The sequence below is a fragment of the Pseudomonas sp. NPDC087598 genome, from assembly GCF_044743525.1.
Taxonomy (GTDB): domain Bacteria; phylum Pseudomonadota; class Gammaproteobacteria; order Pseudomonadales; family Pseudomonadaceae; genus Aquipseudomonas.
Genome location: NZ_JBIUWQ010000053.1, coordinates 22249 through 45220, shown reverse-complemented (window position 1 = coordinate 45220; position 22972 = coordinate 22249). Strand labels below are relative to the sequence as shown.

The following is a 22972-nucleotide window of genomic DNA, read 5'->3' as shown; positions in this document are numbered from 1 at the left end:
GCTGGTGCGCACGACTGCACTCGCTGCGGGCAGCCGCATCAAGTCGACCCACACCCCCACCGGCGGCGCCCCGTTCTTCCCGCGTCCGGCTGGCGAATACGCAGAGCTGCTGATCAAGCGCATCCGCGGTTTCGGCTCCAAGGTCTACCTGGTCAACACCGGCTGGACCGGCGGCGGCTACGGTGTCGGCAAACGCTTCAACATCCCGACCACCCGCGCGGTGATCGCAGCGATCCAGAGCGGCGCGCTGATCGGTGCTGCCACCGAACACCTCGACACCATCAACCTCGACGTGCCACTGGCCGTACCGGGCGTTGAAACCAACCTGCTCAACCCACGCAACACCTGGGCTGACAAGGCTGCGTACGACGAGGCTGCCAAGGCATTGGCCGGTCTGTTCATCGAGAACTTCAAGAAGTTCGAAGTGAGCGACGCGATCAAGGCTGCTGGGCCGAAGTTGTAAGACTTAGTTCTGGTGAGTGAAAAAGCCGCCTCTTGAAGGCGGCTTTTTTGTGGGTGATGAAATATTATTTGATGAATGCGGTTTCAATTATTTTTTCTACGAAATTAGCTCGTTGTACTCTAGGGCCTTTGTCGTTTACGGCAACTCTAGAGTTTTGAAAGAACAAGCTCGTCTCCGGATCAATAATGAACCCTTTTCCAGCTGCAGTTAGGGCAACTTTGTCTCCTTCGTCTAGGAGGAAGTATCGATACTTATGGTCCACGGATAATAGTTCTTCCCGTAGCGCATTCGCATCAATTTGGTCTAAATCATATTTATATAGCTCGATGATGAGGGTGAATAAATTAGTTTTGTTTAACCAGGTTGTACTTTTTGGTAGATCCAGTTCTCTTATGAAACGAACAACTGCAGTGAGCTGAGGTTCAATTTCCTCCGCTAGACTGAAGTTATCATTGAAAGCTTCAACTAGCTCCTCAACATTATTGTTTCTTTGGAAATACTCCTCGCCAACAATCGTTGCTAAAATTACTAGGAAATATTGGAGGTCAGTCATTCGTGACGTATTGGAGTCAGAAAATATTGGTTCTTTTCCGAAAAAGAACTTCTGTATTTCTTCGATATTTTCTGGGCTTAATTTATATGTGGTTTCAGAGTTGTCATAGTCTTTGTCTAATAACTGCTTGGCAAAGCAGACAAATTCACTATCTCCCCACTGAGCATTGAAGCGCTCTATCTTGTTGAGAGCGTAGTCAGTTTTATTTATTCTCTGAAAAATTTCTTTAGTCTGTTCTTCAGAAGAGTTTTTTAAATATCGAACAGATACTTCGTAGTTTAAGAACGCGGCTTTTTCTGTGGGCGATAACTCGTTGAATTTTTTTATAGTAATTTTACTTTCAGCAAAAACGTCAGTTCCTTCGATGTAATCCTTGATTGCGGAAAGTCTTTGTTGTCCATCGACAACTTTTTCAGTTAGAGTGATGCTTTCAGAGTCTAGTTCGCCTGGAGCTATATATATTTCAGGAAATGGATAGTTAAGTAATATGGTTTCAATGAATTTGAACTTGTGGATTTTCTTCCAGACTAGCTTTCTTTGAAAGTCTGGCCTTACATCAAGACTTTTTGAACGAAGCTTGTTGTAGAGTTCAATTATCTTGACATTGTTTGCTGGAATGCTGTCTGCGAGGCGAGCGCTCATTTATATCTCCAATTTCTTAATTTTGCTTTGTATAGTTTCAAGATGGTCGGTTTGATAATTTTTGAGATATTTCCAATCTCGATAAAGCCCGATCGAAATCTTGCGATTCAACGAAGCGCGCCACCGTCCCAGCGTTTCTTTCCACGGGGGATCAAAGTTGGCTGGTAACATATCTGGGCGATACCAGCCTTTCGCATAGTAATAGAAAAAACTATCATGGAGTTTAGGTTTTTCTGGGTTGTGGGTTGAATAGTAGTTGTTAACCTGCCAGTTTTCTGCAATCCAGGATTTATCGTAATGTCTAGTAAATTTGTATAATTTTTCGGATAGTTCATCGAATAAGGCTTGTGAAACTATAGCTATGTCTATATCCGATCGATCTTTTCTCATTTTGCTAGCTTTGAATTTCTCATCAAACTCTAAGAATTGTCTGGTTTTTATTGAGAATCCAATTTTCGCGGAACCTACAAGAACTGTATCACGTATGTTGATTTTCAGCTCTCGTGAAAGTTCTTTTCTAAGTTCGTATTCTTTTTCTGGTGCATTGATAAGGGAGTTGAAAAAATAGCTGTCGCCTTCAATAATGTGCTGCTGGAATATGACTTCCATATCTTTTTCATCTATCAAGTCCTGTTTTAGTTTCGCTGATAGCATGCTTATTGCTCTCCAGTTTTATGTCGTGACACTGGAAGTTTAAATTTTATGCGTGAGTCTTCAGACTATACCGTGAGAAGGCTACTGGCCAGTGTCCGTGTAATTTTCACCTATATATTTTTTTTGATTCCCAGTCTGCATAAACAGCAATCAGCGTCATTCTTCACCTGTTGGGGGGCCGGCCTTTTTCTTCTTGTTCAAAAGGCTGGAGAGTGAGTGTGTGTTGAATGGGAAGTCAGCCGGAATTTTCGTGGTAGTGGCGGCATCGATAACATTTGAAGTCCCGACGTGTTCGGATGCGCCCTTTTTTGCCGCACTGGCTGCTCGTACTCGCTGGGGCTTTTTGGCTGCGGATCGTGTTGCAGGCATTAACTGCGCATCCTGCAATTGGCGACCCATTTCATCGGCTGCAGCCAGTTTGCTAAGGTCCTTTTCCAGCCCCAGCACCTGCATGACCGACAGGTAGGCCCCGATGGTTACTCCTGATCCCCCTGACTCCAGATTGCGCAAGGTTGTCAGCGACATGCCTGATCTTTCGGCGACCTGCTTGGCCGTCAATTTGCGGCGTAGGCGAGCCAGCTTCAGTCGTTCACCGAGGTCGACCAAAAGCCGAGCAGTGGAGGGCAAGAGCGGCGCTGTTTTCTTGGCCATGTGGCAGTATTCCTTCATTTTTAAACCTTAACTGCCAGAATAATAGCACTTAAGCTGAAGGGCGCTGTTTGCCGTAAGATCCATGAAAAACGAAGTTAAGTGGCATTATTCCATCTGTTTTAGGTTCATATAGCTAGAATAATGCCACTTAAACGTTAGCGCTTCCTCGAGTCAATCCGGTTTTTGCCGGTACTTTTCGAGAACCTCCATACGTGAGGAAAGTGGCTTTTCAGCATCGGCAGGGGTGATTTCAAAACCTTCAATACGTAGGCTAGCCAAATAGTTTGAGCGGCGAACCTTGTCGTAATGGGCCTGCTTTTGCTGAAACGTCAATACGTTCGTGTCAGCATTCGAGTCTGAATCGCGATGCTTTTTGCGTAAGATCTTGTCCATTTCGATAACGCTTTCCATCAGCTCATCAAAGAATTTGCTCATGGTTGCTCCCATGTTTGATTACCGTTTTTTTGATCGCTCTCACAGAGTGCATAAGAGCGATACGATCACTCAATTTCAGGCTGGAGCCTTCCAATTGAGCATCTGCTGCTGCGCGACTTGCAGCAGGTCACAGCCATCCTGCGTCAGCAGATAGAGGGCGTGGGTGATGTGGGGGATGTCTTCGACGTCGGCTTGTTTGAAGCTGAGGCAGTAGAGGGTGCGTAGCAGATCGGCGGAGGCGCGCAGGCGCTGGACGGCGCATTCGAGGATGTCTTGCGGGTTGGCCTGTGTGTCGATGATCAGGGGTTTGGTGTCGGTGAGGTTGGATTCGAGGGGACGGTAGCGATCGGCGGGGAATTGATTCCATGATTTCATTTTTTTGATCCTCAAATGCTTCAGGTGAAGCCACCACATCGTGACCAAGCGACAGGAGGCGACTGTGTTCGGGTTGGTCAACCGGTGAGGATCGTGCACATACCCGGCACACCCGAAGGTGTCCCAAACACAGTCACCATAAACTGCAGGCAAATGAGTGCCGGCAGCATACAGCGCATGCGTATACACGATCCAATCGGGTGACCAAGCCCGAGCCGCTGATTTGGCAGCGGCAGTCACAACTATAGAGATGAGCTACACGGCAGCGATAGAAGACAAGGAGTCTGACCTTGTAGGAACGGGACGTAGATTCGATAGGTCATTGCCGTTGATCCTTCAGGCGTTTTAAACGAGCGCGTTTATCTGCCATCAGTTTCCTGCTTACTTCATCGGAAATGCTTGGCCGAGGATCATCAATGCTGGCTTGGACCTGCCGGACGAACCATGCCTCGTAGGTTTCCTCGTCGCTAGCCTGTTCCGATTCACCGCTCGTAATGTTCATCGTTCTATTCCTTGTTGGTTAAAAACCTATCGGTCGCCGCCCGTCTCAACCAATAACCCGATACGCCGCCACATCCAGCACGCTGGTCGTCAGCCCCGTCGCAGGAGTGTAGATCGAGCCTTTCACCGCCGAGAACGGTACGCCTTTGCTGCCCAAAGACACGTAGCGTTCGCCTTTATCCAGTTCGGTGAAGTAGGTGTAGGAGATGTTGTGCATCCGTTTGTACCGGGCTTCATCGCGGACGATGCCGTCGGTGAGGGTCTTCAGGTCGGTCTGGGTCAGGTTCAGGGTTTTGTTCAGTTGCACGCCCCAGCGCTTGAGGCAGGTTTCGGCGAAGTGGCGGACGACGCGGCCAGGTTCCACCAGGGTTTTCAGATCACTGGCGCTGGCAGGGACGCCGCCGTCGGCGGTGGCATTGCCCGCCATGGTCGCGTGACGGCCGGCCATGGGATAGACGCAGGTTTTGGTGCCGGTGGCGGTTTGCGGGATGACGCAACTGAAACCTTTGGAGCGTTCATCGCGGGCGTAGAAGGCGATGTACTCTTTGACGTTGCTGCCGAGTTTGACTCGTTCTTCCTGGAAGTTGCCGAGTCCCGGAACGGGGTCCAGGGCAAAGATGTTCACTGGAATATTGTTAAGTTGGCTGTCCTTTAACATTGCATTGGCCAGCATGTGGCAACTTATACCGCCTCGGCTCCAGCCCACCAGATTGACTCGGGTGGGAATAACACCGTCTTTGCGGAACGTCTTGATAATGCTTTCCTGCAATGTTTGTTGAGTAACGCTGCGGTCACCATAGTTGTACTTGCGCCAGAACCAGGAGCCTTCGGCTTTGACATCTTCAATAGGAATGCCGGCGGCCTTGAGGCGGTTGTATTCGGCTTCGGTCAGTTGCTCGCGTTGCCAGTCGCATTTGCCTTTGATGATATTCAGCGCGTGTTGCACGTTTTCTTCCCAGCCCTTGCCAAACAACGATCCGCTGAGGCCGTACTCCTTGGTTTTGGTAAACAGGTCATCGGCTTGCAGGTTACCGCTGCCAGGGCCGTCGACGACGATCCACTCGGCAAACTCGCGACCGGAATGGTTTGCGGCCAGGGTGGAAATCAATTCGCCGTTCCAGAAGTTTGCGTGGGTGGTGTCAAACTTGTTGGAGCCCGTGCCGCAAAAAAAGATAGTTAAAACAGTCATATCTATTGCTCTTGTTTAATGAAAGAGCAATCAACTTAGTGTTGTTGTTTTGAAAGTTAAAGAAGTGGGTTGTTTCGGAATTTGTTGGTTGTTGGTTTTAATTGCGCTGGGCTATTTTAAGTTTGGCAACTTCCAGTAGTTCGCAACCGTCTTGAGTCAACAAGTAAAGCGCATGAACGATGTTCGGGATGTCTTTGACGTCGGCTTGTTGGAAACACAAACAGTAAAGAGTTTCCAATAGATTGCTGGCGGCGCACAGTCGCTGCTGGGCGGCATCCAGCAAGTCTTCATGGCAGGCGTCCGTGTCGATGACCAGCACCGGATTTTCGCTGTAACTGGTTTTCAAACGGCGGTAGCGGTTGAGGGGCGGATGCAGTGAGTTCATGGATGAGCCTGTCCTTTGAGAAGTCGCTACGGAGCGATTCAGTCGCGCTGGTCACTATAGGAGGGCGTCGATCTGTGGGACAAGACAGCCGGAATGGACAGAGTTCGTAGGGGTTTTTCCGGGGTTCGGGTATTTGCCCTACGTGTTTTGATGGGTTTTTCAAGGCAAAACCCTTAGCTGGGAAATTTCCTACGGGTTTGTCAGGCGCTTCTGAACAAACCTCTGTATGGTGCGCGCCAGAATCTGTGGGACGTTTCCAAACTTCCTATACGCGCTTAAAGGGAATTAGGTATGCAATGGCTACGAATGGCCTCGATTGTGTTGCTGTGGGCCAGTGGTTGCCGTGTGGCAATGGCGGTTGACCTGGATAACGCGCTGGTGCTCGATCATCTGGATCGAACCGGTTGGCCGGATGCGCTCACCAGCCCGGCTAACGTCGACACGGCCTCGCGCGCCGAAGTACTGATGTTCGGCAAGGCCCTGCTCGCCAGCGAAGCGCTGGACGAGTCGGGGCTTAAGCAGCGGTTGGGTGTGCCGCAAGTGCAGCTCAAGTCGATCAGACAAGTGCGCGAAGGGCTGTGGGATCACTTGCTGAGCACTTATCGCAACGCCAGTCAGGACTGTGGCGAACAACCCTTTTGCCCCCAGGTGCGCAGCGTTGCCGACCTGCGGCAATTGGCGGCGGCGTTTACTGGCGACATCAGCCCGGCCCATGCATTGTGGGCGAGCAAGAGCCAGGGTGTGCATGAACAGATGTTGAATGAGCAACTACGGGTGGCGGTGTTGCGTCCCTGAATCTCAAGTGTTGTGTTGTTCTGAGCGGCCTCTTCGGGAGCAGGCTCGCTCCCACAGGGGCCGTGGCGCTCAAGTAATCGCTGTATCATTCCGAATCGATTTGGCCCCGACCTTTTCTCGACTCGCTGCGATCGCCCGCTAGGCTGTTGGCATGGCAGCAGTCAAAGGAGTGACAGCGAATGCACAACACCCTGGAACAGGTTTTTGGTTATCCACAGTTTCGTCCCGGACAAGAAACTGCGATCAGTGCGGTGCTGGCCGGGCGCTCGGCAGCCGCGATTTTTCCCACCGGTTCCGGCAAGTCCCTCTGCTATCAACTATCGGCGCTGATGCTGCCGAACCTGACGCTGGTGGTCTCGCCGTTATTGGCGTTGATGCAGGATCAATTGGCCTTTCTGCAACGCCACGGCATTTCGGCCGGCAGCATCGATTCGGCGCAGAGCCGCGATGATGCCAATGATGTGATGGCCCGCGCCCGTTCTGGCGAATTGAAAATTCTGATGATCTCGGTGGAGCGTCTGAAAAACGAACGCTTCCGCAATTTCTTGCAGCAGGTGCCGATCTCGTTGCTGGTGGTGGATGAGGCGCATTGCATCTCGGAGTGGGGCCACAATTTCCGCCCCGACTACCTCAAGTTGCCGGACTACCAACGTCAGTTCAACATCCCGCAGGCCTTGCTGCTGACCGCCACCGCAACCCCGCAAGTCATTGCCGACATGCAGGCGAAATTCGCCATCGCCGCCGAGGATGTGGTGACCACCGGTTTCTATCGGCCCAACCTCAATCTGCTGGTAGAACCGGTGCGCGGTCAGGACAAGCGTCGGCGGCTGGTGGAGTGGATGGCCGAGCGGCCGGGGCAGCCGAGCATCGTCTACGTGACTTTGCAGAAAACCGCCGAGCACATCGCCGAACACCTTGAGCGCAATGGCATTCAGGCCGAGGCCTATCACGCCGGTTTGCCCCACGATAAACGCGAGGGCATCCAGAAGCGTTTCATGGCCGGGCAGTCCAATTGCATCGTTGCGACCATCGCCTTCGGCATGGGCATCGACAAGAGTGACATCCGCAATGTGGTGCACTTCGATCTGCCCAAATCCATCGAAAACTACAGCCAGGAAATCGGCCGTGCGGGGCGTGATGGTAAACCGTCGGACTGCCTGGTACTGGCCAATCGTGACAGCCTCAACGTGCTGGAAAACTTCGTCTACGGTGACACGCCGGAACGTGCCGGCATTGGTTATGTACTCGATGAGTTGAAGGCCTCGGCACCGGAAGGGCAATGGGAGTTTCTGCTCGGCCCGCTGGCGGATCAGAGCAACATTCGCGCGTTGCCGCTGAAGACCTTGCTGGTGCAATTGGAGCTGCGTGGTTTGATTGCACCGCGTTATGCGTATTACGCCGAATACCGCTTCAAGTATTTGCTCGAGCCCGAGGCATTGCTCGAGCGTTTCGAGGGTGAGCGCAGGGATTTCGTTGCAGCGATCATCCAGACGTCGAGCCGCGCGCGTACCTGGGCCACGGTGAGTTTCGAGGCGATGTACACGCAATATTCGGCTGAGCGCAATCGGGTGGTGAAGGCGCTGGATTACTTTCAGGAGAAGGGCTGGGTCGAGCTTGAAAGCAAGCAGATGACCGAGGTCTACAGCATGCTACACAGCGACTTTGACAGTGATGTGTTGAGTGGCGATTTGCACGACTACTTCACTCGGCACGAACAAACCGAAGTCGCGCGTATTCACGCGATGCTTGAGGTGTTCGCCACCGAACGCTGCCTGGGTTATCGACTGGCGGAGTATTTCGGCGATCACGATGCACCAGAGCGTTGTGGGCATTGTTCAGTGTGTCACGGACAGATTGCTCGTTTGCCTGCACCTCCGGAACTACCGGCGCTTGTGGATAAAAACTTCGAAGCGCTGTGCAGTGATTTTATCCACAGGCATGAGCAACATACGGGCAGCGTGCCGACGGCGGAGCGACTGACGCGGTTTCTGTGCGGGATCAGTGTGCCGCTGTTTACCAAACTCAAGGCGCGCGCGATTTCCGGGTATGCGACGTTGGAGGAGTATCCGTATGCCGAGGTGCGTGGGTGGGCTCAGGAACACCTCTGAGGTTGCATCCATGCGCTGAATGTCGATCATCACGGTAATAAACTTCAAAAACCGTCGATGGCTGACTATGGTGAGACCAGTCTTTGGATCGCCAACAAGAGAACAACATGAGCCAGACATTCGATATTCAGCAAGCGGCGGTGATCGGTGCGGGCACCATGGGGCGGGGCATTGTCATGTGCCTGGCCAATGCCGGCGTGACGGTGCAATGGGTGGATAACAATCCACAGATGCTGGAGCAGGCGCTCGCGACCGTGGCCGATACGTATGCACACAACGTACGCCAGGGTCGCATCGATCAGGCCGAGGCCGATGCGCGTCTTGCCCGGGTCAGCGCAGCGCCGGATTACGCGGCGATCCGCAATGTCGATCTGGTCATCGAGGCGGTGTACGAAAACCTTGAACTCAAGCAGAAAATCTTCCGTGAACTGGATGGTTTGCTGAAACCTGAAGCGTTGTTGGCGAGCAACACCTCGGCGCTGGATATCGATGCAATCGCGGCGGCTACCCAGCGTCCGGAGCAAGTGCTGGGCCTGCATTTCTTCAGCCCGGCGCACATCATGAAGCTGCTCGAAATCGTTCGTGGTGCGCGGACTTCGCCAGCGGTATTACAAGCTGCTTTGGCGCTGGGCAAGCGCATGGGCAAGGTCAGTGTGGTGTCGGGCAACTGCCACGGTTTTATCGGCAACCGCATGCTGCATCCGTATGTACTGGAGGCGCGCAAGATGCTGCTTGAAGGCGCTTATCCACAGCAGGTCGATGCTGCGTTGCAGGTTTTCGGTTTTGCCATGGGGCCATTTCGCATGTACGACGTGGTCGGCATTGATCTGGAGTGGCGTGCGCGTGAGCTGGCCGGCAAGGGTCAGGATGCGCCGGAGGTCCAAGTGGATAACCGTTTGTGCGAGATGGGCCGGTTTGGTCAGAAATCGGGCAATGGTTATTACCACTATGAGCCGGGCAGTCGTCAGGCTGAGCATGATCCTGAGGTCGATGCGTTGGTATTGCGGGTCAGTGAGGATCTGGGCTTCCAGCGTCGCGAGATTGGCCCTGAAGAAATTCTCGAGCGTTGTCTGCTGGCTCTGGTCAATGAAGGCGCGAAAATTCTGCAGGAAAGCATTGCCGAGTCGGCCCATGACATCGATCTGGTGTACCTGAACGGCTATGGCTTCCCGGCGGACAAGGGCGGGCCGATGGCGTGGGCGGATCAGCAAGGGTTGGCCGATATCCATCAGCGTTTGTTGGCGCTGGAAACGCGGCAGGGCGATCAGTGGAAACCGGCACGGTTGATTGGTGAGCTGGCGGCGCAGGGCAAGGGGTTTGCAGGTCGTTAAGTTCTGGCGGCGGTGCTGATGTCTTCGCGAGCAGGCTCGCTCCCACAGGGGAGCGCATTCCAATGTGGGAGCGAGCCTGCTCGCGAAGGTCTCGCCCCGGTTTAAATTAGACTGGCCAAAATACCTTCAGGAATCGCTGATCCATGTCCAGCCAGATGCCTCAACGCTCCGACTACCCGCACTTCCAGCCCATCACTACACGCTGGCACGACAACGACGCCTACGGTCACGTCAACAACGTCACCTATTACAGCTTCTTCGACACGGCCGTGAACACTTACCTGATTCAGGTGGGCGGTCTGGATATCCATGACGGCGAGGTGGTGGGATTCGTGGTCAGTTCGGCGTGCGATTACTTTGCCTCGATCGCATTCCCGGACTTGATCGAAATCGGCCTGCGGGTCGGCAAGTTGGGCAACAGTTCGGTGCAATACGAACTGGCGGTGTTCAAGGTTGGCGAAAGCGAAGCTTGTGCGGCCGGGCGTTTCGTCCATGTGTTCGTGGATCGGGCGAGCAATCAACCGGTGCCGATTCCTGCCGGGTTACGCGCAGCGCTGGAACGATTGGTGGTGTGAAAAAGGCAAAAAAATCGCAGCCCGATGGCTGCGATTTTTGATCAAGCATTCGCCTTAACGGTGGCGATAGTACTTGTGATGCTTGCGATGGCCGTAGGCGTGACCGCGACCACGGTGGTCGTCGCGGTAGTAGCGACGATCATCACGACCGCGATCATAACGACGGTCGTCTTCATTGCTCTTGTTACCCATGTAGTTGCCCAGCGCACCACCGGCGCCGCCACCTGCTGCGGCACCGATCAGGCTGCCGGTGGTGCCGCCCATGCTGCGGCCGACCACGTTACCGCCGGCTGCGCCCAGTGCACCGCCAATGGCCGCTTCGCCACGGCTGTGTTTGTTGGCGCCAACTGCGCTACCACCCGCGCCGCCCAGGGCTGCGCCAATGGTTGAACCTGTGCTGCCGCCTAAAGACTGACCGACGACCGAGCCAAGAACCCCGCCCAATGCGCCGCCCACACCTGCTTCGGTGGTGCCGCCAGCAGAAGCGAAACCACTGACCAGGCCAAGGGACAACAAGAGAATCGAGGAGAACTTCATAGAGGAGCCTCAAAGGGATGACGGCGCGATCCTGAGGCTCGGGAATAGGCGTGACAATCGAAATCCGACGAATAACACGACTTGTATACAATTCTGCAAGTTACTGTTTTATCTACGGAACTTAACGGTTTTTCGCCGGTCTTTAGCTACTTCGGACAGGCCGCTTTTGTGAAAAAGCGGCCTTTTTTGTGCACGTTTGAAAAGTGCAGGGCAGCGATAAATTATTAGGATCGACTACCGCTATCGCGAGCAGGCTCACTCCTACAGTGATCGCATTCCTGCAGATAGAACACGGTCAACTGTAGGAGTGAGCCTGCTCGCGATAGCAATGGGTCGGTCGCCGCATTAAGCGGACTTGGCCATGATCAACCCGGTCTCACTCGCCGCTTCCAGGCGGATCGCAATGAATTTGGAGGTCGGCGTATGACTGCCATCCCCAGTGCTTTCCAGCGGCACCAGCGGATTCACTTCCGGGTAATACGCAGCAGCCTGCCCGGCAGGGATATCAAACGCCAACAGCGTGAAGCCCTTCACGCGACGCTCGCGACCATCGTCCCAGATCGACACGATGTCAGCCTTCTGCCCCGGCCGGAAGCCCAGGCGAATGATATCGGCCTCGTTGGCGAACAACACGTCACGCTGACCTTTGACCCCACGATAACGGTCGTCGAGGCCGTAAATCGTGGTGTTGTACTGATCGTGGGAGCGCATCGATTGCAGGATCAGATCCGGCAACTGCCCGGTGGCGCGGGTGCGTTCGTGCACCAGGTCTTTCGGCAACAGGTTCGCGCGGAAATTGGCGCGGCCTGACGGCGTATTCCACTTGCGCGCACCAGCGCTGTTGCCGAGGTAGAAACCGCCCGGGTTCTTGATCTTCTCGTTGAACTCCTTGAAGTTCGGGATGGTGTCGGCAATCAGTTCGCGGATACGCCCGTAATCGGCCACCAGCCAGTTCCAGTCCACCGGTTTGCTGCCCAGAGTAGCGGCAGCGATGCCGGCGATGATCGACGGCTCCGAACGCATCTGGTTCGACAGCGGCTGCAACTGACCATTGGAGGCGTGGACCATGCTGAACGAGTCTTCCACGGTGACCGCTTGCGGGCCTTCGGTCTGGATGTCGATGTCGGTACGACCCAGGCACGGCAGGATCAACGCGTCTTTGCCGTGAGCCAAGTGGCTGCGGTTGAGTTTGGTGCTGATCTGCACGGTCAGGTCGCAATTGCTCAGCGCCTCGAACGTGCGTGGGCTGTCTGGCGTGGCTTGGGCAAAGTTGCCGCCCAGACCGATAAAGACTTTGGCGCGGCCCTCGGCCATCGCGTGGATTGCCTCGACCACGTTGTGACCGTTGTGACGTGGCACCTTGAACTGGAAGCGCCGTTCAAGCGAATCGAGGAACGCCACGGGCGGACGTTCGTTGATGCCCATCGTGCGGTCGCCCTGCACGTTACTGTGGCCGCGCACCGGGCACAGGCCGGCGCCCGGCTTGCCGATGTTGCCGCGCAGCAGCATCAGGTTGGCGATTTCCTGGATGGTCGGCACCGAATGGCGGTGCTGAGTGATGCCCATCGCCCAGCACATGATCACGTTCTTGCCTTTGGCGTACATCCGCGCGGCTTGCTCGATCTCCACGAGGGTCAGGCCGGACTGCGCGACAATCTGTTCCCACGGCGTGTCGTCGACGACACCGAGGTACTCCAGCACATTGGCGCTGTGAGCATTCAGGAAGTCGTGATCGAACACCGCTGGCGCACCGGCCTTCTGCGCGTCGCGCTCCCACTGCAGGAGGAACTTGGCCATGCCGCGCAGTACGGCCATGTCGCCGCCGAGTGCCGGACGGAAGTAGGCGGTGTTGGTGGGTTTGTCGCCGTTGGTGAGCATTTCGATCGGGTGTTGCGGATGCTGGAAACGCTCCAGGCCGCGCTCTTTCAGCGGGTTGACGCAGACCACCTGAGCGCCGCGTTTCACCGCTTCACGCAGCGGTTCAAGCATGCGCGGGTGGTTGGTGCCAGGGTTCTGGCCCCAGACGAAAATCGCGTCAGCGTGTTCGAAATCGTCGAAGGTCACGGTGCCTTTGCCGACGCCGACACTTTGCGCCAGTGCGACACCACTGGCCTCGTGGCACATGTTCGAGCAATCGGGGAAGTTGTTGGTGCCGTAGGCGCGCACGAACAGCTGATACAGGTACGCCGCTTCGTTGCTGGCGCGGCCCGAGGTGTAGAACTCGGCCTGATCCGGACTCGACAAGCCTTGCAGGTGTTTGCCGATCAGCGCGTAAGCATCGTCCCAACTGATCGCTTTGTAGCGATCGGTTTCGGCGTCGTAGACCATCGGCTCGGTCAGGCGACCCTGATATTCGAGCCAGTAGTCACTCTGCTCCAGCAAGGAGGTCACGCTGTGTTTGGCGAAGAACTTGGCGTCCACACGACGTTTGGTCGCTTCCCAGTTCACCGCTTTGGCGCCGTTCTCGCAGAACTTGACCATGCCGCTTTCCGGCGAATCGCCCCACGCACAACCCGGGCAGTCGAAGCCGCCGTTCTGGTTGGTCTTGAGCATCATGCGCAAGTTTTTCAGCGCGTTGTCGCTGGTCAACCAGGCCTGAGCCACGCTGATCAGGGCGCCCCAGCCGCCGGCTGCGCCTTTATAGGGCTTGTAGCGCGGGACAGGTTTCTGGTCGGCTTGATGATGTTGGCTCACGCTTGATTCTCCATCGCGGGGCTATACACCCGCGGCGCATTTTTCTGCGGCAGGTGGATGAGATTGAGGTTGTGGCGCCGTGCCCATTGCACGGCAAGGCCCGTCGGTGCGGACAGGCTGACCAGGGTCTGGATGCCGGCGCGCAAGACTTTCTGGATCAATTCGAGACTGCAACGACTGGTGACAATCGCCAGGCCGCCATCTGTGGATATCTTCTGGCGGATCAGCCCACCGATCAGTTTGTCGAGGGCGTTATGCCGGCCGATGTCTTCGCGCCCCAGCAGCAATTCACCGCTGGCATTCATGAACACCGCCGCATGCACCGCACCGCAATGCTGACCGAGTGGCTGGAACGCGCCGATGCGCTGGCGCAGACCGTCGAGCCAGTCGATCGGTGGCAATGGCGCACCGGGCAGTACCTTGAGATCCGGCAACGCCTGTTCCACGGCTTCGACGCCGCACAGGCCGCAACCGCTGGTGCCGGCCAGTTGCCGACGCTGGGTCTTGAGATTCCAGAAAGCGCGATTGGCGATGGTCACTTGTGCGTATTGCGCCGACCCTGCACCGCTCAGTTGCAGGTCATAAATGTCGCTGGCGTCCTCGATGATGCCGCTGCCCAGGCTGAAGCCGACGATGAAGTCTTCAAGGTCAGTCGGCGTCACCAGCATGACTGCCTGACTGATGCCGTTGTAGGCGATCGCCAATGCGACTTCCTCGGCCAGCGCGGTGCTGGCCGATTCCCCACGGGGTAGATCGCTGTAACTGTAGGTCTGGCTGGCGGCGGGCGCGGGCGTTTCGAGTGCAGGCGCCGCGCAGGCTGGGCGCTTGGCGTTCATGGCATCACCAACGGATTGATCAACGTTAAGACTAGGCGCGGCAAGTTGTCGCGTCTAATCGCTACTGTCGATCCATTGATAGATACCGTCGATCAAGGGGCGGTTGGTGATTCCTGATACAGCGCGAAACAGGCTTCGGCCAGTGCCGAACGCGGGGCACTGCGACGCATGATCAGCCCCAGTGGCGCAAGGGTTTGCGCGTTTTCGATAGGTTGCAGGCGCAGGTGATCGGTAAGTTTTTCCAGTCCGCCGTCCAGCGGCATGATCGCGCAGCAAAAGCCCCCATGCACGGCTTGTAACAATTGATGGACGGCATCGGTTTGCAGCAATGGCTGCGGGGTCAGGCCACGACTGTGGAAGTTATGGTCGATGGATTGGCGAAAATGCATGCCGCTGGTGAGCATGCCCAGCGGCAGCTCGATCAGCGACTGCCAGCTCAACGGCGCTTCGCCGAAGGTGAAGGAGCGCTGATCGTAGAGCAGGCCCATGCGGGTTTCGCTGAAGGCCATGGATTCGAACCGCTCGTGATCCAGACGATCCAGATAGGACACACCGAGGTCGATGCGGTTGTTTGCCAGATGCTCAAGGATCTGTTCGGAACTCAGCGCCGAAAGGTCGAAGCGCAGATTCGGATGCGCGGCGTGCAGGCGTTGCATCAGCGGTAACGGATCGAAACTCGACAGCGGCACGACCCCAAGCCGCAGTGTGCCGATGAGGTTGCCGCGACACGCTGCCGCTTCGGCGTGTAACCCGTCATAAGCCGCCAGCACCGTGCGCGCCCACGCCAGCACCCGTTCGCCGGGCGCGGTAAAGCCTTCGAAGCGCTGACCGCGGTTGACCAGCGGCAGATCGAGTTCTTCTTCAAGGCTGCGCAGGCGCATCGACAGGGTCGGCTGGGTGATGTGGCAACGTGCGGCGGCCTGGCCGAAGTGGCGGGTTTCGTCGAGGGCGATGAGGAATTTCAGCTGCTTGATGTCCATCTTCGCTCCGGGGTGTTGGCGGGAGGGCGATTCTAACGCTCGCGGGGTGGCAGGGTCATTGGTCGGCTTGGAACCGGGTTTGTCCGGTGTGGTCTAGGCTTGGACGTCTGGAACCCAAATCAAGGAGTGTGCGCTATGAGTCTTTTGAGCTTTGTGAAAGAAGCCGGTGAGAAGCTGATCGATCTACTGACCCCGGGCAATGCCAATGCCAGCGAGCAGTTGAAGGACCACATCAGCAAGGTCGGACTGGGCAATCCGAACGTTCAGGCGACCGTGGACGGCGACAAGGTGACGGTCACCGGTGAGGTAGCGAGTCAGGAAGAGAAAGAGAAGATTCTGCTGGCGGTGGGCAACATCGAGGGCGTTGGCAGCGTTGACGACCAAATCACCGTAACCGGGCCAGTGGTGGCTGCCGCACGCTTTGTCGTGGTGAAAAAAGGCGACACCCTTAGTGCGATTTCTCTGGCTGTGTATGGCAATGCCAACCAGTACAACAAGATCTTCGAGGCGAACAAACCGATGCTCAAGGACGTGAACAAGATCTATCCGGGGCAGACACTGCGTATCCCTGAATAACGCACAGCAAAATGTGGCGAGGGAGCTTGCTCCCGCTGGGCCGCGAAGCGGCCCCAAAACCATTGAACGCGAGATATCCGGATTCACGCGTCAGTTGAGGATGGGAGTCCTTCGGCCTCCAGCGGGAGCAAGCTCCCTCGCCACAATGGAACGTCTACAGGCCTGAGATGAGCTCGCGGTAATCCTCGACTGCGTCAAATTCGGCGGTATCTTTCGGGCCTTTGCGGCTATCGGGCTCTTTGACGGCGAGCAAATGCGCCACACCGAAATCCCGCGCACTGCGCAGGATCGGCAAGGTGTCGTCGATGAAGAGGCTGCGTGCCGGATCAAAATCGATATCCGCTTGCAGGGCATCCCAGAATTGCGGGTTCTCCTTTGGGAAACCGTAATCATGCGAGCTGATCAAACGCTCGAAATAGGGCGCCAGTTCAATCCGTTCCAGTTTCAATGACAACGAATCACGGTGCGCATTGGTGATCATGATCACCCGTTTGCCGGCCCGTTTGAGTGCCTCAAGGAACGTATCCGCATCCGGGCGCAAGGCGATCAGGTGCGCGGTTTCCTGTTTCAGTTCACGCACCGACAGCTTCAACTCTGTGCTCCAGAAGTCCAGGCAGTACCACTGCAATTGTCCGGCATGGCGCTCGAACAGCGGCTGCAACTCCATCTCCGCCATGGCCCGGCTTACCCCGTGCAGCTCGGCGTAGCGCTGGGGCAGGTGTTCGAGCCAGAAATGGTTGTCGAAGTGCAGATCCAGCAGCGTGCCGTCCATGTCCAGCAGAACGGTATCGATGTCGGACCAGGGTAATGAAGGCATGGCAACGTCTCGAACGGTAGAAAGATATCCGACATAAACAATCGGGAAAGCCGCGTTATAGTAGCGCGTTCACGCCAAGGAGCTTTGCATGCGCCAAAAACCCACTGTACTCGCCCGCGAGATCGTCGCCACCAGTCGCCTGTTCTGCGTCGAAGAACTGAAGCTGCGTTTTTCCAATGGCGTTGAGCGCACCTACGAGCGTCTGGTCGGCAAAGGTGCGGGCTACGGCGCGGTGATGATCGTGGCGATGCTCGATGCCGAGCATGCAGTGTTGGTCGAGGAGTATTGCGGCGGCACTGACGAATACGAATTGTCCTTGCCCAAAGGCCTGATCGAGCCGGGTGAGGATGTACTGGCGGCGGCTGAGCGTGAGCTCAAGGAAGAAGCCGGTTTCGGCGCGCGGCAACTGGAGCATCTGACCGAGCTGTCGTTGTCGCCCGGTTACATGAGCCAGAAGATTCAAGTGGTACTGGCCACCGATTTGTACGAGGAGCGTCTGGAGGGCGACGAGCCCGAGCCGATGCGTGTCGACAAGGTCAATCTGCGCGAGTTGTCGGCGCTGGCGCTGAATCCGCAGTTTTCCGAAGGTCGCGCCTTGGCGGCCCTTTATTTGACCCGCGACCTGCTGAGTCAGCGCGGTGTTTTCAATTATGAGTGAGCACTTGATGAATTTCCCCAACCCGTTGATGGCCCCCGTGGTTGAGCTGGCATTGCGAGCGGGCGAGGCGATTTTGCCGTTCTGGCGCTCTGGCGTTGAAGTCACGGCCAAGTCCGATGACTCGCCGGTGACCGCCGCCGACCTGGCAGCGCACCACCTGATCGTTGCCGGACTGACGGCGCTTGATCCGAGCATTCCGATCCTGTCCGAAGAGGACGCCAACATTCCGCAAAGCGTGCGGGCCGGTTGGCAGCGCTGGTGGCTGGTGGATCCGCTGGATGGCACCAAGGAGTTCATCAGCGGCAGCGAAGAGTTCACCGTCAATATCGCGCTGATTGAAAACGGCCGTGTGGTGTTTGGCGTGGTGTCGATGCCGACCAGTGGTCGTTTCTATGTCGGTGGTAGCGGGCTCGGTGCCTGGCGTTGCGACAAGGGCGGCACGCCGGTTTCGATTCAAGTGCGTGATGTGCCAGGCCCGGGTGACGCGTTCACCGTGGTCGCCAGCCGTCGACATTCCAGTCCCGAGCAGGAAAGCCTGCTGGCTGGATTGAGTGCGAATCTGGGTGAGCTGCAATTGGCGAATATCGGCAGTTCGTTGAAGTTTTGTCTGGTGGCTGAGGGCGCGGCGGATTGCTATCCGCGACTGGCGCCGACTTCGCAGTGGGACACGGCGGCTGCCCAAGGCGTGCTGGAAGGCGCGGGCGGTGAAGTGTTGGATTTGCGCGGTAATGCGTTCTGTTATCCAGCGCGGGAATCACTGCGGAACGAGTTCTTTCTGGCGCTACCGGCGAAGGCTGCGTGGCGGGCGAGATTGTTGGCGTTGGCCCGAGGGTAAGTGGCCTGATCCAGAATGCCCCTCACCCCAGCCCTCTCCCCTAGGAGAGGGATAGGCGGGCGGCGTTCCGATGAGGGGTTCTTGATCTTCAGCGGTGCAAAACGTACTGCCCGCTAAACCTCACTGCATCCTCATCACTGCCCGCATTCACAATCCGCGTATTCAGCGTCAGCCGCGCCCGCCCATAGCGCTGGTACATCGCCAGAAATTTTTTCCACGTCGCCGCACTTGGTGCCGAGCAAATCGCCGTGGCATCTCCCGTCACCGGCAGTGGATAACTGATCTGCCCTTCCTGAATGACGATGTGCCCGTCGGTAATGCCCTCTTCTCTCAGGCGCAGATGCAACCAGCCCCAACCGGCCAGCACCGCGCCGCAGTAGAGGCTGCCGCCGAACATGGTGCTTTTGTGATTGACGTTGGGATCCAGCGGCAAGTGCAGACTCAACTGCTGCTCCCGCCAGTCGAGGACTTTCAGGCCCATGTCCCGGGTCAGGGGGATGTCGTGATGGAGAACAGACTCCAGATAATGCCTGTGATCGGTCATTCGTTCTCTTCCCCATGGCTGCTGTCGCCAAAGTTGAGGCCATGCTTGCGCAACTTGTCGTGCAAGGTCTTGCGCGGAATGCCCAGCGCTTCGGCGAGGCTGCGCACGGAGCTGTGTGAGCGCGCCAGCTCGGCGGCAATCAACGACTTCTCGAAGTTTTCCACTTGCTCGCTGAGCCCGCCGCCGATGACTTCCACGGTAGCAGCGCCGTCGGCTCCACTGTTGTCCAGCGCCAGTTCCAGGCCGAGGGCGAAACGCTCGGCGGCGTTCTGCAATTCGCGGACGTTGCCCGGCCAGGTGTGGCGCAGCAGCAAGGCGCGTTGTGCCGGTTGCAATTCGTGGGGTGGCAAACCGTGACGGGCGCTGGCTTCATCGGCGTAGTGCTGGAACAGCACCAGCGCATCTTCGCCACGTTCGCGCAGCGGTGGAATGCGCAGCGGCGCAACATTGAGGCGGTAATACAAGTCGGCGCGGAAACGGCCCTGATCGGCGGCCTGGCGCAAGTCTTCCTTGGTCGCAGCGATGACGCGGATGTCTAGCGGGATCAATTGATTCCCGCCCAGCCGCTCAACCACACGTTCCTGCAACATGCGCAGCAACTTCACCTGCACGTCCATGCTCATGCTCTCGATTTCATCGAGGAACAGCGTCCCGCCATTGGCGAATTCAAACTTGCCGATCCGGCGTTTTTGCGCGCCGGTGAACGCACCGGGTTCGTGGCCGAACAGTTCGCTTTCCACCACCGATTCAGCCAGCGCACCGGCGTTGATCGCCACGAACGGGCCGTTGCGGCGGCTCGACAAGTCGTGCAATGCACGGGCGACCACCTCTTTGCCGGCGCCGGTTTCGCCGAGAATCAGCACGTCAGCCTTGGTCGCCGCCAACGCACCGATCTGCTCACGCAGTCGCAGCATCGGCGCCGATTGGCCGACCAATCGCGCGCTCAGTTCATTGCGGTCGCTGAGGGCCAGACGCAGGCTACGGTTGTCCAGCACCAAGCGGCGCAGGGCCAAGGCGCGGCGCACGCTGTCGAGTAGAGCGTCGCTGGCGAAGGGTTTTTCAAGAAAGTCGTAGGCGCCTGCGCGCATCGCCTGGACGGCCAGCGGCACGTCGCCGTGGCCAGTGATCAGCAGCACCGGCAGTTCGGGGTCCTGGGCGTGCAACTCGCTCAATAATTCGAGGCCGTCCATTCCCGGCATGCGAATGTCACTGACCACCACGCCGGGCCAGTCACGCTCCAGTTGCGCGGCCAGGCCTTTGGCTTCGGACAGCTGAAGAATTTTCAGGCCGGCCAGATCCAGTGTCTGGCCGAGGGCCTGACGCAGGTGCGGATCGTCGTCGATCAACACCACCTGAATGCGATTGTCGATGGTCATGCACTTCGATCCTCGGACGGTTGCAGGCTGACCCCGGGCGCACCGGCGCGCAGCCGCAGGGTAATCAAGGCGCCGCCCTGCTTGTGGTTGGCGAACGACAGTTCACCACCGAAGGCGCGCATCAGCGTTTCACAGATTGCCAATCCCAGACCCAGGCCTTGCGTGCGGGTCTTGGTTGTATAGAAAGGCTCGCTGGCGCGGCCGAGGGCTTCCATGCAGAACCCCGGGCCGTTGTCGCGAATGTACAGATTGACGCCCTCGGCGGTGGATTCGGCACTCAGCCACAATTTGCGCGGCGGGCCTTTTTCAGTGAGGGCGTCGAGGGCGTTGGCCAGCAGGTTGCCGAGCACCTGGCGCAAACGGGTTTCGCCGGCCTCGACCCACAACGTGGCGGCGGGCAGATCGCGGATCAGCTCGACCTCCATGCTGCGGCGACGTTTGGCCAGCAAGGCCAGTGCATCGTCCAGCGCCGGTTGCAGGGCGACGCTTTCCGGCGCGTGGCGATCGCGGCGGGCGAAGGCGCGCAGATGGGCGATGATCGAGGCCATGCGCCCGGTCAGTTCGCTGATCAGTTTGAGGTTGCCTCGCGCGTCGTCGGTGCGCTGATGATCGAGCAGCACTTCGGCGTTTTCCGCGTAACTGCGGATCGCCGCCAGCGGCTGATTGAGTTCGTGACTGATGCTCGCCGACATCGTGCCCAGTGCTGAGAGTTTGCCGGCCTGCACCAGATCATCCTGGGCGCGCACCAGTTCCTGTTGGGCCTGTTCGCGTTCCAGCACTTCCTGTTTCAGACGACGGTTGAGACCTTCCAGGTCGCTGGTGCGTTCGGCGACGCGACCTTCGAGTTCACGGCGCGCCTTGGCTTCGAAGGCAATGCGTTCCAGATAGTGGCGGCGGCGCTGCATCATCAGACCAAGCAACAGCATCACCACCAACAGCGTCGCGCCGCCGATCGCCACCACGGTGCGCACTGGCCGGTCGATGAGCGTACGCGGGGCAAGGATGCTGACGCTCCAGCCGGTTTCGGCGATGTCGTGGGTCTGGGTCAGCCAGGCATCGGGGCTGAGATTCAGTGGACGCGGTTCGCGGGTCGGGTAAGGCTGAATCGCCGTGATCGCCGAGCGCTCGGCGTCACTCAAGACGCGTGTCGAGCGGAAGCGCCATTCCGGACGTGAGGTGAGGATGACCACGCCGTTATGGTCGGTCACCAGCAGTTGTTCCGGGGTTTTGCCCCACAGACTTTCGGTGTGGTCGAGGTCGACCTTGATCACCAGCACACCGATGATTTTTTCGCCGTTGCGCACGGCGGCGGCGAAGAAGTAACCGCGTTTGGCAGACGTCGTGCCAAGACCGAAGAATCGTCCAAGGCGCCCGGCCATGGCTTCGCTGAAATACGGGCGGAACGAGAAATTGCGGCCGACGAAGCTGTCGTGTTTGTCCCAGTTCGACGCCGCCAGGGTTTGCCCGGTGGTGTCCATCAGGTACATGACTTCGGCGCCGGTCTGCGCACTGATATTTTTCAGCAAACGGTTGGCATTGCCTTGGGTGACGCCATCGTCCGGCGCGCCGAGTACCGCACGCAGGGCCGGCAAGTCGCCGAGGATCTGCGGCAAAACTTCATAGCGGTGCAGGGTGCCCAGCAGGTTGGCGACGTACAGGTCGAGGGTCTGGCGGTTCTGCCCGGCCAGTTCGCTGCGGTAATAGCGCTCGGCCAGATGTTCCAGTGGCCACAGCAGCGGCGCCAGACACAGGGCCAGCAGGGCGAGGCTGCGCCAGCGAGGTCTGCGGGGGAGAGATGGTTTCATGAGCGTGCGCCTGTGGGGACAGGCGCATTATGCCTAGGCTCAGGCGAAGACGTCAGCGTCCTTCAGCAACGCCGCTGCCTGATCCTTGGCCGACAGCTTCGGCGCTTCGTCCAACTGCCAGTCGATACCCAAAGCAGGGTCGTCCCAGCGAATGCTGCGCTCGGACGAAGGGTCGTAGTAGTTGGTGGTCTTGTAGAGGAATTCAGCGAACTCGCTCAACACCACGAAGCCGTGGGCGAAACCTTCCGGCACCCACAGTTGACGATGGTTTTCCGCCGACAGACGCACGGCCACCGACTTGCCGAAGTGCGGCGAGCTGCGGCGGATGTCCACGGCCACATCGAGCACTTCACCGACAGTCACACGTACCAGTTTGCCCTGGGTGTTTTGCAGTTGGTAATGCAGGCCACGCAGCACGCCTTTTTGCGAGCGCGAATGGTTGTCCTGAACGAATTGCGTATCCAGGCCGGTGGCGTCCTGGAAGGACTTGGCGTTGAAACTCTCGTAGAAGAAACCGCGCTCGTCACCAAACACCTTCGGTTCGATGATCAGAACACCGGGCAAATCGGTGGTGATTACATTCATGAGGATTTCCATAGACAGGTTTGAATGGCTGCCATTCTTGCGCAAAGTGCCAGCGGATGCGAGCGCTCGAAT

At 57.3% G+C, this 22972-nt stretch carries 25 protein-coding genes; 8 read left to right on the top strand and 17 right to left on the bottom strand.

From position 1 onward, the window contains the following. On the top strand, positions 1-463 hold a 463-nt coding region (locus ACIOWE_RS23580; protein ID WP_401396469.1), incomplete at its 5' end, for a phosphoenolpyruvate carboxykinase (ATP). Positions 464-527: 64 nt separating this feature from the next. On the opposite strand, the gene ACIOWE_RS23575 is transcribed toward ACIOWE_RS23580, so the two are convergent. From ACIOWE_RS23575 to ACIOWE_RS23540, 8 genes are all read right to left on the bottom strand, one after another. Next, positions 528-1658 carry a DUF262 domain-containing protein gene (locus ACIOWE_RS23575; protein ID WP_401396467.1) on the bottom strand — a complete coding sequence of 377 codons (1131 nt, stop codon included), beginning with the start codon at positions 1656-1658 and terminating at the stop codon, positions 528-530. After that, the gene (locus ACIOWE_RS23570; protein WP_401396464.1) at positions 1659-2312 is read right to left on the bottom strand and encodes a hypothetical protein; all 654 of its coding nucleotides are present in this window, start codon (positions 2310-2312) and stop codon (positions 1659-1661) included. Positions 2313-2468: 156 nt separating this feature from the next. Continuing rightward, positions 2469-2963 (bottom strand): helix-turn-helix domain-containing protein, encoded by a 495-nt coding sequence (locus ACIOWE_RS23565; RefSeq protein WP_401396461.1) that lies wholly within the window; start codon positions 2961-2963, stop codon positions 2469-2471. 171 nt (positions 2964-3134) lie between these two features. Further along, entirely contained in the window at positions 3135-3296 is a 162-nt protein-coding gene (locus tag ACIOWE_RS23560) for a YhfG family protein (RefSeq protein ID WP_401396474.1), read from the bottom strand. A 177-nt stretch (positions 3297-3473) separates the two neighbouring features. Further along, a complete protein-coding gene (locus ACIOWE_RS23555) occupies positions 3474-3773 on the bottom strand; it encodes a hypothetical protein (RefSeq protein WP_401396458.1) in 300 nt (99 codons plus the stop codon). A gap of 319 nt (positions 3774-4092) precedes the next feature. Further along, positions 4093-4275: a hypothetical protein gene (locus ACIOWE_RS23550; RefSeq protein WP_401396456.1), complete on the bottom strand. Its 183-nt coding sequence runs from the start codon at positions 4273-4275 to the stop codon at positions 4093-4095. Positions 4276-4320: 45 nt separating this feature from the next. Continuing rightward, the gene (locus ACIOWE_RS23545; protein ID WP_401396453.1) at positions 4321-5463 is read right to left on the bottom strand and encodes a hypothetical protein; all 1143 of its coding nucleotides are present in this window, start codon (positions 5461-5463) and stop codon (positions 4321-4323) included. Positions 5464-5560: 97 nt separating this feature from the next. Further along, positions 5561-5848 (bottom strand): hypothetical protein, encoded by a 288-nt coding sequence (locus ACIOWE_RS23540; protein WP_401396450.1) that lies wholly within the window; start codon positions 5846-5848, stop codon positions 5561-5563. A 291-nt stretch (positions 5849-6139) separates the two neighbouring features. Here ACIOWE_RS23540 and ACIOWE_RS23535 point away from each other — a divergent pair, with 291 nt between their 5' ends. The 4 genes from ACIOWE_RS23535 to ACIOWE_RS23520 all read left to right on the top strand — a co-directional run bounded on the left by ACIOWE_RS23535 (position 6140) and on the right by ACIOWE_RS23520 (position 10657). Then, a complete protein-coding gene (locus tag ACIOWE_RS23535) occupies positions 6140-6643 on the top strand; it encodes a polysaccharide deacetylase (RefSeq protein WP_401396447.1) in 504 nt (167 codons plus the stop codon). Positions 6644-6822: 179 nt separating this feature from the next. Next, entirely contained in the window at positions 6823-8751 is a 1929-nt protein-coding gene (locus ACIOWE_RS23530) for an ATP-dependent DNA helicase RecQ (RefSeq protein ID WP_401396444.1), read from the top strand. Between the two features lie 107 nt (positions 8752-8858). Next, positions 8859-10082, top strand: a complete 1224-nt coding sequence (locus tag ACIOWE_RS23525; protein WP_401396441.1) for a 3-hydroxyacyl-CoA dehydrogenase NAD-binding domain-containing protein — start codon at positions 8859-8861, stop codon at positions 10080-10082. A 155-nt stretch (positions 10083-10237) separates the two neighbouring features. Then, positions 10238-10657: an acyl-CoA thioesterase gene (locus tag ACIOWE_RS23520; RefSeq protein ID WP_401396472.1), complete on the top strand. Its 420-nt coding sequence runs from the start codon at positions 10238-10240 to the stop codon at positions 10655-10657. A 54-nt stretch (positions 10658-10711) separates the two neighbouring features. On the opposite strand, the gene ACIOWE_RS23515 is transcribed toward ACIOWE_RS23520, so the two are convergent. The 4 genes from ACIOWE_RS23515 to ACIOWE_RS23500 all read right to left on the bottom strand — a co-directional run bounded on the left by ACIOWE_RS23515 (position 10712) and on the right by ACIOWE_RS23500 (position 15704). Then, the gene (locus tag ACIOWE_RS23515) at positions 10712-11194 is read right to left on the bottom strand and encodes a glycine zipper domain-containing protein (protein WP_401396439.1); all 483 of its coding nucleotides are present in this window, start codon (positions 11192-11194) and stop codon (positions 10712-10714) included. Positions 11195-11539: 345 nt separating this feature from the next. Then, a complete protein-coding gene (locus ACIOWE_RS23510) occupies positions 11540-13888 on the bottom strand; it encodes an FdhF/YdeP family oxidoreductase (RefSeq protein ID WP_401396436.1) in 2349 nt (782 codons plus the stop codon). Next, positions 13885-14724: a formate dehydrogenase accessory sulfurtransferase FdhD gene (gene fdhD, locus ACIOWE_RS23505; RefSeq protein WP_401396433.1), complete on the bottom strand. Its 840-nt coding sequence runs from the start codon at positions 14722-14724 to the stop codon at positions 13885-13887. The genes ACIOWE_RS23510 and fdhD overlap by 4 nt, the downstream gene beginning before the upstream one ends. Before the next feature lie 92 nt (positions 14725-14816). Beyond that, positions 14817-15704 (bottom strand): LysR family transcriptional regulator, encoded by an 888-nt coding sequence (locus ACIOWE_RS23500; RefSeq protein ID WP_401396431.1) that lies wholly within the window; start codon positions 15702-15704, stop codon positions 14817-14819. Between the two features lie 135 nt (positions 15705-15839). Here ACIOWE_RS23500 and lysM point away from each other — a divergent pair, with 135 nt between their 5' ends. Continuing rightward, positions 15840-16280, top strand: a complete 441-nt coding sequence (gene lysM, locus ACIOWE_RS23495) for a peptidoglycan-binding protein LysM (protein WP_401396428.1) — start codon at positions 15840-15842, stop codon at positions 16278-16280. 154 nt (positions 16281-16434) lie between these two features. On the opposite strand, the gene yrfG is transcribed toward lysM, so the two are convergent. Next, complete coding sequence (yrfG, locus tag ACIOWE_RS23490; RefSeq protein WP_201235967.1) at positions 16435-17097, bottom strand: GMP/IMP nucleotidase; 663 nt, start codon at positions 17095-17097, stop codon at positions 16435-16437. 88 nt (positions 17098-17185) lie between these two features. Between yrfG and nudE the strand changes: the two genes are divergently transcribed. Continuing rightward, positions 17186-17755, top strand: a complete 570-nt coding sequence (gene nudE, locus ACIOWE_RS23485) for an ADP compounds hydrolase NudE (protein ID WP_401396423.1) — start codon at positions 17186-17188, stop codon at positions 17753-17755. A 7-nt stretch (positions 17756-17762) separates the two neighbouring features. Then, the gene (gene cysQ, locus ACIOWE_RS23480) at positions 17763-18590 is read left to right on the top strand and encodes a 3'(2'),5'-bisphosphate nucleotidase CysQ (RefSeq protein ID WP_401396421.1); all 828 of its coding nucleotides are present in this window, start codon (positions 17763-17765) and stop codon (positions 18588-18590) included. A gap of 88 nt (positions 18591-18678) precedes the next feature. Here the strand turns inward: cysQ and ACIOWE_RS23475 are convergent, their stop codons facing one another. From ACIOWE_RS23475 to rfbC, 4 genes are read right to left on the bottom strand one after another with little or no spacing between them, the layout of a single operon-like run. Beyond that, a complete protein-coding gene (locus ACIOWE_RS23475; RefSeq protein ID WP_401396418.1) occupies positions 18679-19134 on the bottom strand; it encodes a YiiD C-terminal domain-containing protein in 456 nt (151 codons plus the stop codon). Continuing rightward, positions 19131-20510 carry a sigma-54-dependent transcriptional regulator gene (locus ACIOWE_RS23470; RefSeq protein ID WP_401396415.1) on the bottom strand — a complete coding sequence of 460 codons (1380 nt, stop codon included), beginning with the start codon at positions 20508-20510 and terminating at the stop codon, positions 19131-19133. Before ACIOWE_RS23470 ends, ACIOWE_RS23475 begins: the two co-directional genes overlap by 4 nt. Then, the gene (locus ACIOWE_RS23465; protein ID WP_401396412.1) at positions 20507-22315 is read right to left on the bottom strand and encodes an ATP-binding protein; all 1809 of its coding nucleotides are present in this window, start codon (positions 22313-22315) and stop codon (positions 20507-20509) included. The genes ACIOWE_RS23470 and ACIOWE_RS23465 overlap by 4 nt, the downstream gene beginning before the upstream one ends. A 39-nt stretch (positions 22316-22354) precedes the next feature. Next, the gene (gene rfbC / locus ACIOWE_RS23460; RefSeq protein ID WP_127925462.1) at positions 22355-22900 is read right to left on the bottom strand and encodes a dTDP-4-dehydrorhamnose 3,5-epimerase; all 546 of its coding nucleotides are present in this window, start codon (positions 22898-22900) and stop codon (positions 22355-22357) included. Positions 22901-22972: the final 72 nt, after the last annotated feature.

Bases quoted from the DNA above. Each gene is read 5' to 3' on its own strand.
- ACIOWE_RS23575 (WP_401396467.1), bottom strand. From the start codon at position 1,658: ATGAGCGCTCGCCTCGCAGACAGCATTCCAGCAAACAATGTCAAGATA.
- ACIOWE_RS23570 (WP_401396464.1), bottom strand. From the start codon at position 2,312: ATGCTATCAGCGAAACTAAAACAGGACTTGATAGATGAAAAAGATATG.
- ACIOWE_RS23565 (WP_401396461.1), bottom strand. From the start codon at position 2,963: ATGGCCAAGAAAACAGCGCCGCTCTTGCCCTCCACTGCTCGGCTTTTG.
- ACIOWE_RS23555 (WP_401396458.1), bottom strand. From the start codon at position 3,773: ATGAAATCATGGAATCAATTCCCCGCCGATCGCTACCGTCCCCTCGAA.
- ACIOWE_RS23550 (WP_401396456.1), bottom strand. From the start codon at position 4,275: ATGAACATTACGAGCGGTGAATCGGAACAGGCTAGCGACGAGGAAACC.
- ACIOWE_RS23545 (WP_401396453.1), bottom strand. From the start codon at position 5,463: ATGACTGTTTTAACTATCTTTTTTTGCGGCACGGGCTCCAACAAGTTT.
- ACIOWE_RS23540 (WP_401396450.1), bottom strand. From the start codon at position 5,848: ATGAACTCACTGCATCCGCCCCTCAACCGCTACCGCCGTTTGAAAACC.
- ACIOWE_RS23535 (WP_401396447.1), top strand. From the start codon at position 6,140: ATGCAATGGCTACGAATGGCCTCGATTGTGTTGCTGTGGGCCAGTGGT.
- ACIOWE_RS23530 (WP_401396444.1), top strand. From the start codon at position 6,823: ATGCACAACACCCTGGAACAGGTTTTTGGTTATCCACAGTTTCGTCCC.
- ACIOWE_RS23525 (WP_401396441.1), top strand. From the start codon at position 8,859: ATGAGCCAGACATTCGATATTCAGCAAGCGGCGGTGATCGGTGCGGGC.
- ACIOWE_RS23520 (WP_401396472.1), top strand. From the start codon at position 10,238: ATGCCTCAACGCTCCGACTACCCGCACTTCCAGCCCATCACTACACGC.
- ACIOWE_RS23515 (WP_401396439.1), bottom strand. From the start codon at position 11,194: ATGAAGTTCTCCTCGATTCTCTTGTTGTCCCTTGGCCTGGTCAGTGGT.
- fdhD (WP_401396433.1), bottom strand. From the start codon at position 14,724: ATGAACGCCAAGCGCCCAGCCTGCGCGGCGCCTGCACTCGAAACGCCC.
- ACIOWE_RS23500 (WP_401396431.1), bottom strand. From the start codon at position 15,704: ATGGACATCAAGCAGCTGAAATTCCTCATCGCCCTCGACGAAACCCGC.
- lysM (WP_401396428.1), top strand. From the start codon at position 15,840: ATGAGTCTTTTGAGCTTTGTGAAAGAAGCCGGTGAGAAGCTGATCGAT.
- yrfG (WP_201235967.1), bottom strand. From the start codon at position 17,097: ATGCCTTCATTACCCTGGTCCGACATCGATACCGTTCTGCTGGACATG.
- nudE (WP_401396423.1), top strand. From the start codon at position 17,186: ATGCGCCAAAAACCCACTGTACTCGCCCGCGAGATCGTCGCCACCAGT.
- cysQ (WP_401396421.1), top strand. From the start codon at position 17,763: ATGAATTTCCCCAACCCGTTGATGGCCCCCGTGGTTGAGCTGGCATTG.
- ACIOWE_RS23475 (WP_401396418.1), bottom strand. From the start codon at position 19,134: ATGACCGATCACAGGCATTATCTGGAGTCTGTTCTCCATCACGACATC.
- ACIOWE_RS23470 (WP_401396415.1), bottom strand. From the start codon at position 20,510: ATGACCATCGACAATCGCATTCAGGTGGTGTTGATCGACGACGATCCG.
- ACIOWE_RS23465 (WP_401396412.1), bottom strand. From the start codon at position 22,315: ATGAAACCATCTCTCCCCCGCAGACCTCGCTGGCGCAGCCTCGCCCTG.
- rfbC (WP_127925462.1), bottom strand. From the start codon at position 22,900: ATGAATGTAATCACCACCGATTTGCCCGGTGTTCTGATCATCGAACCG.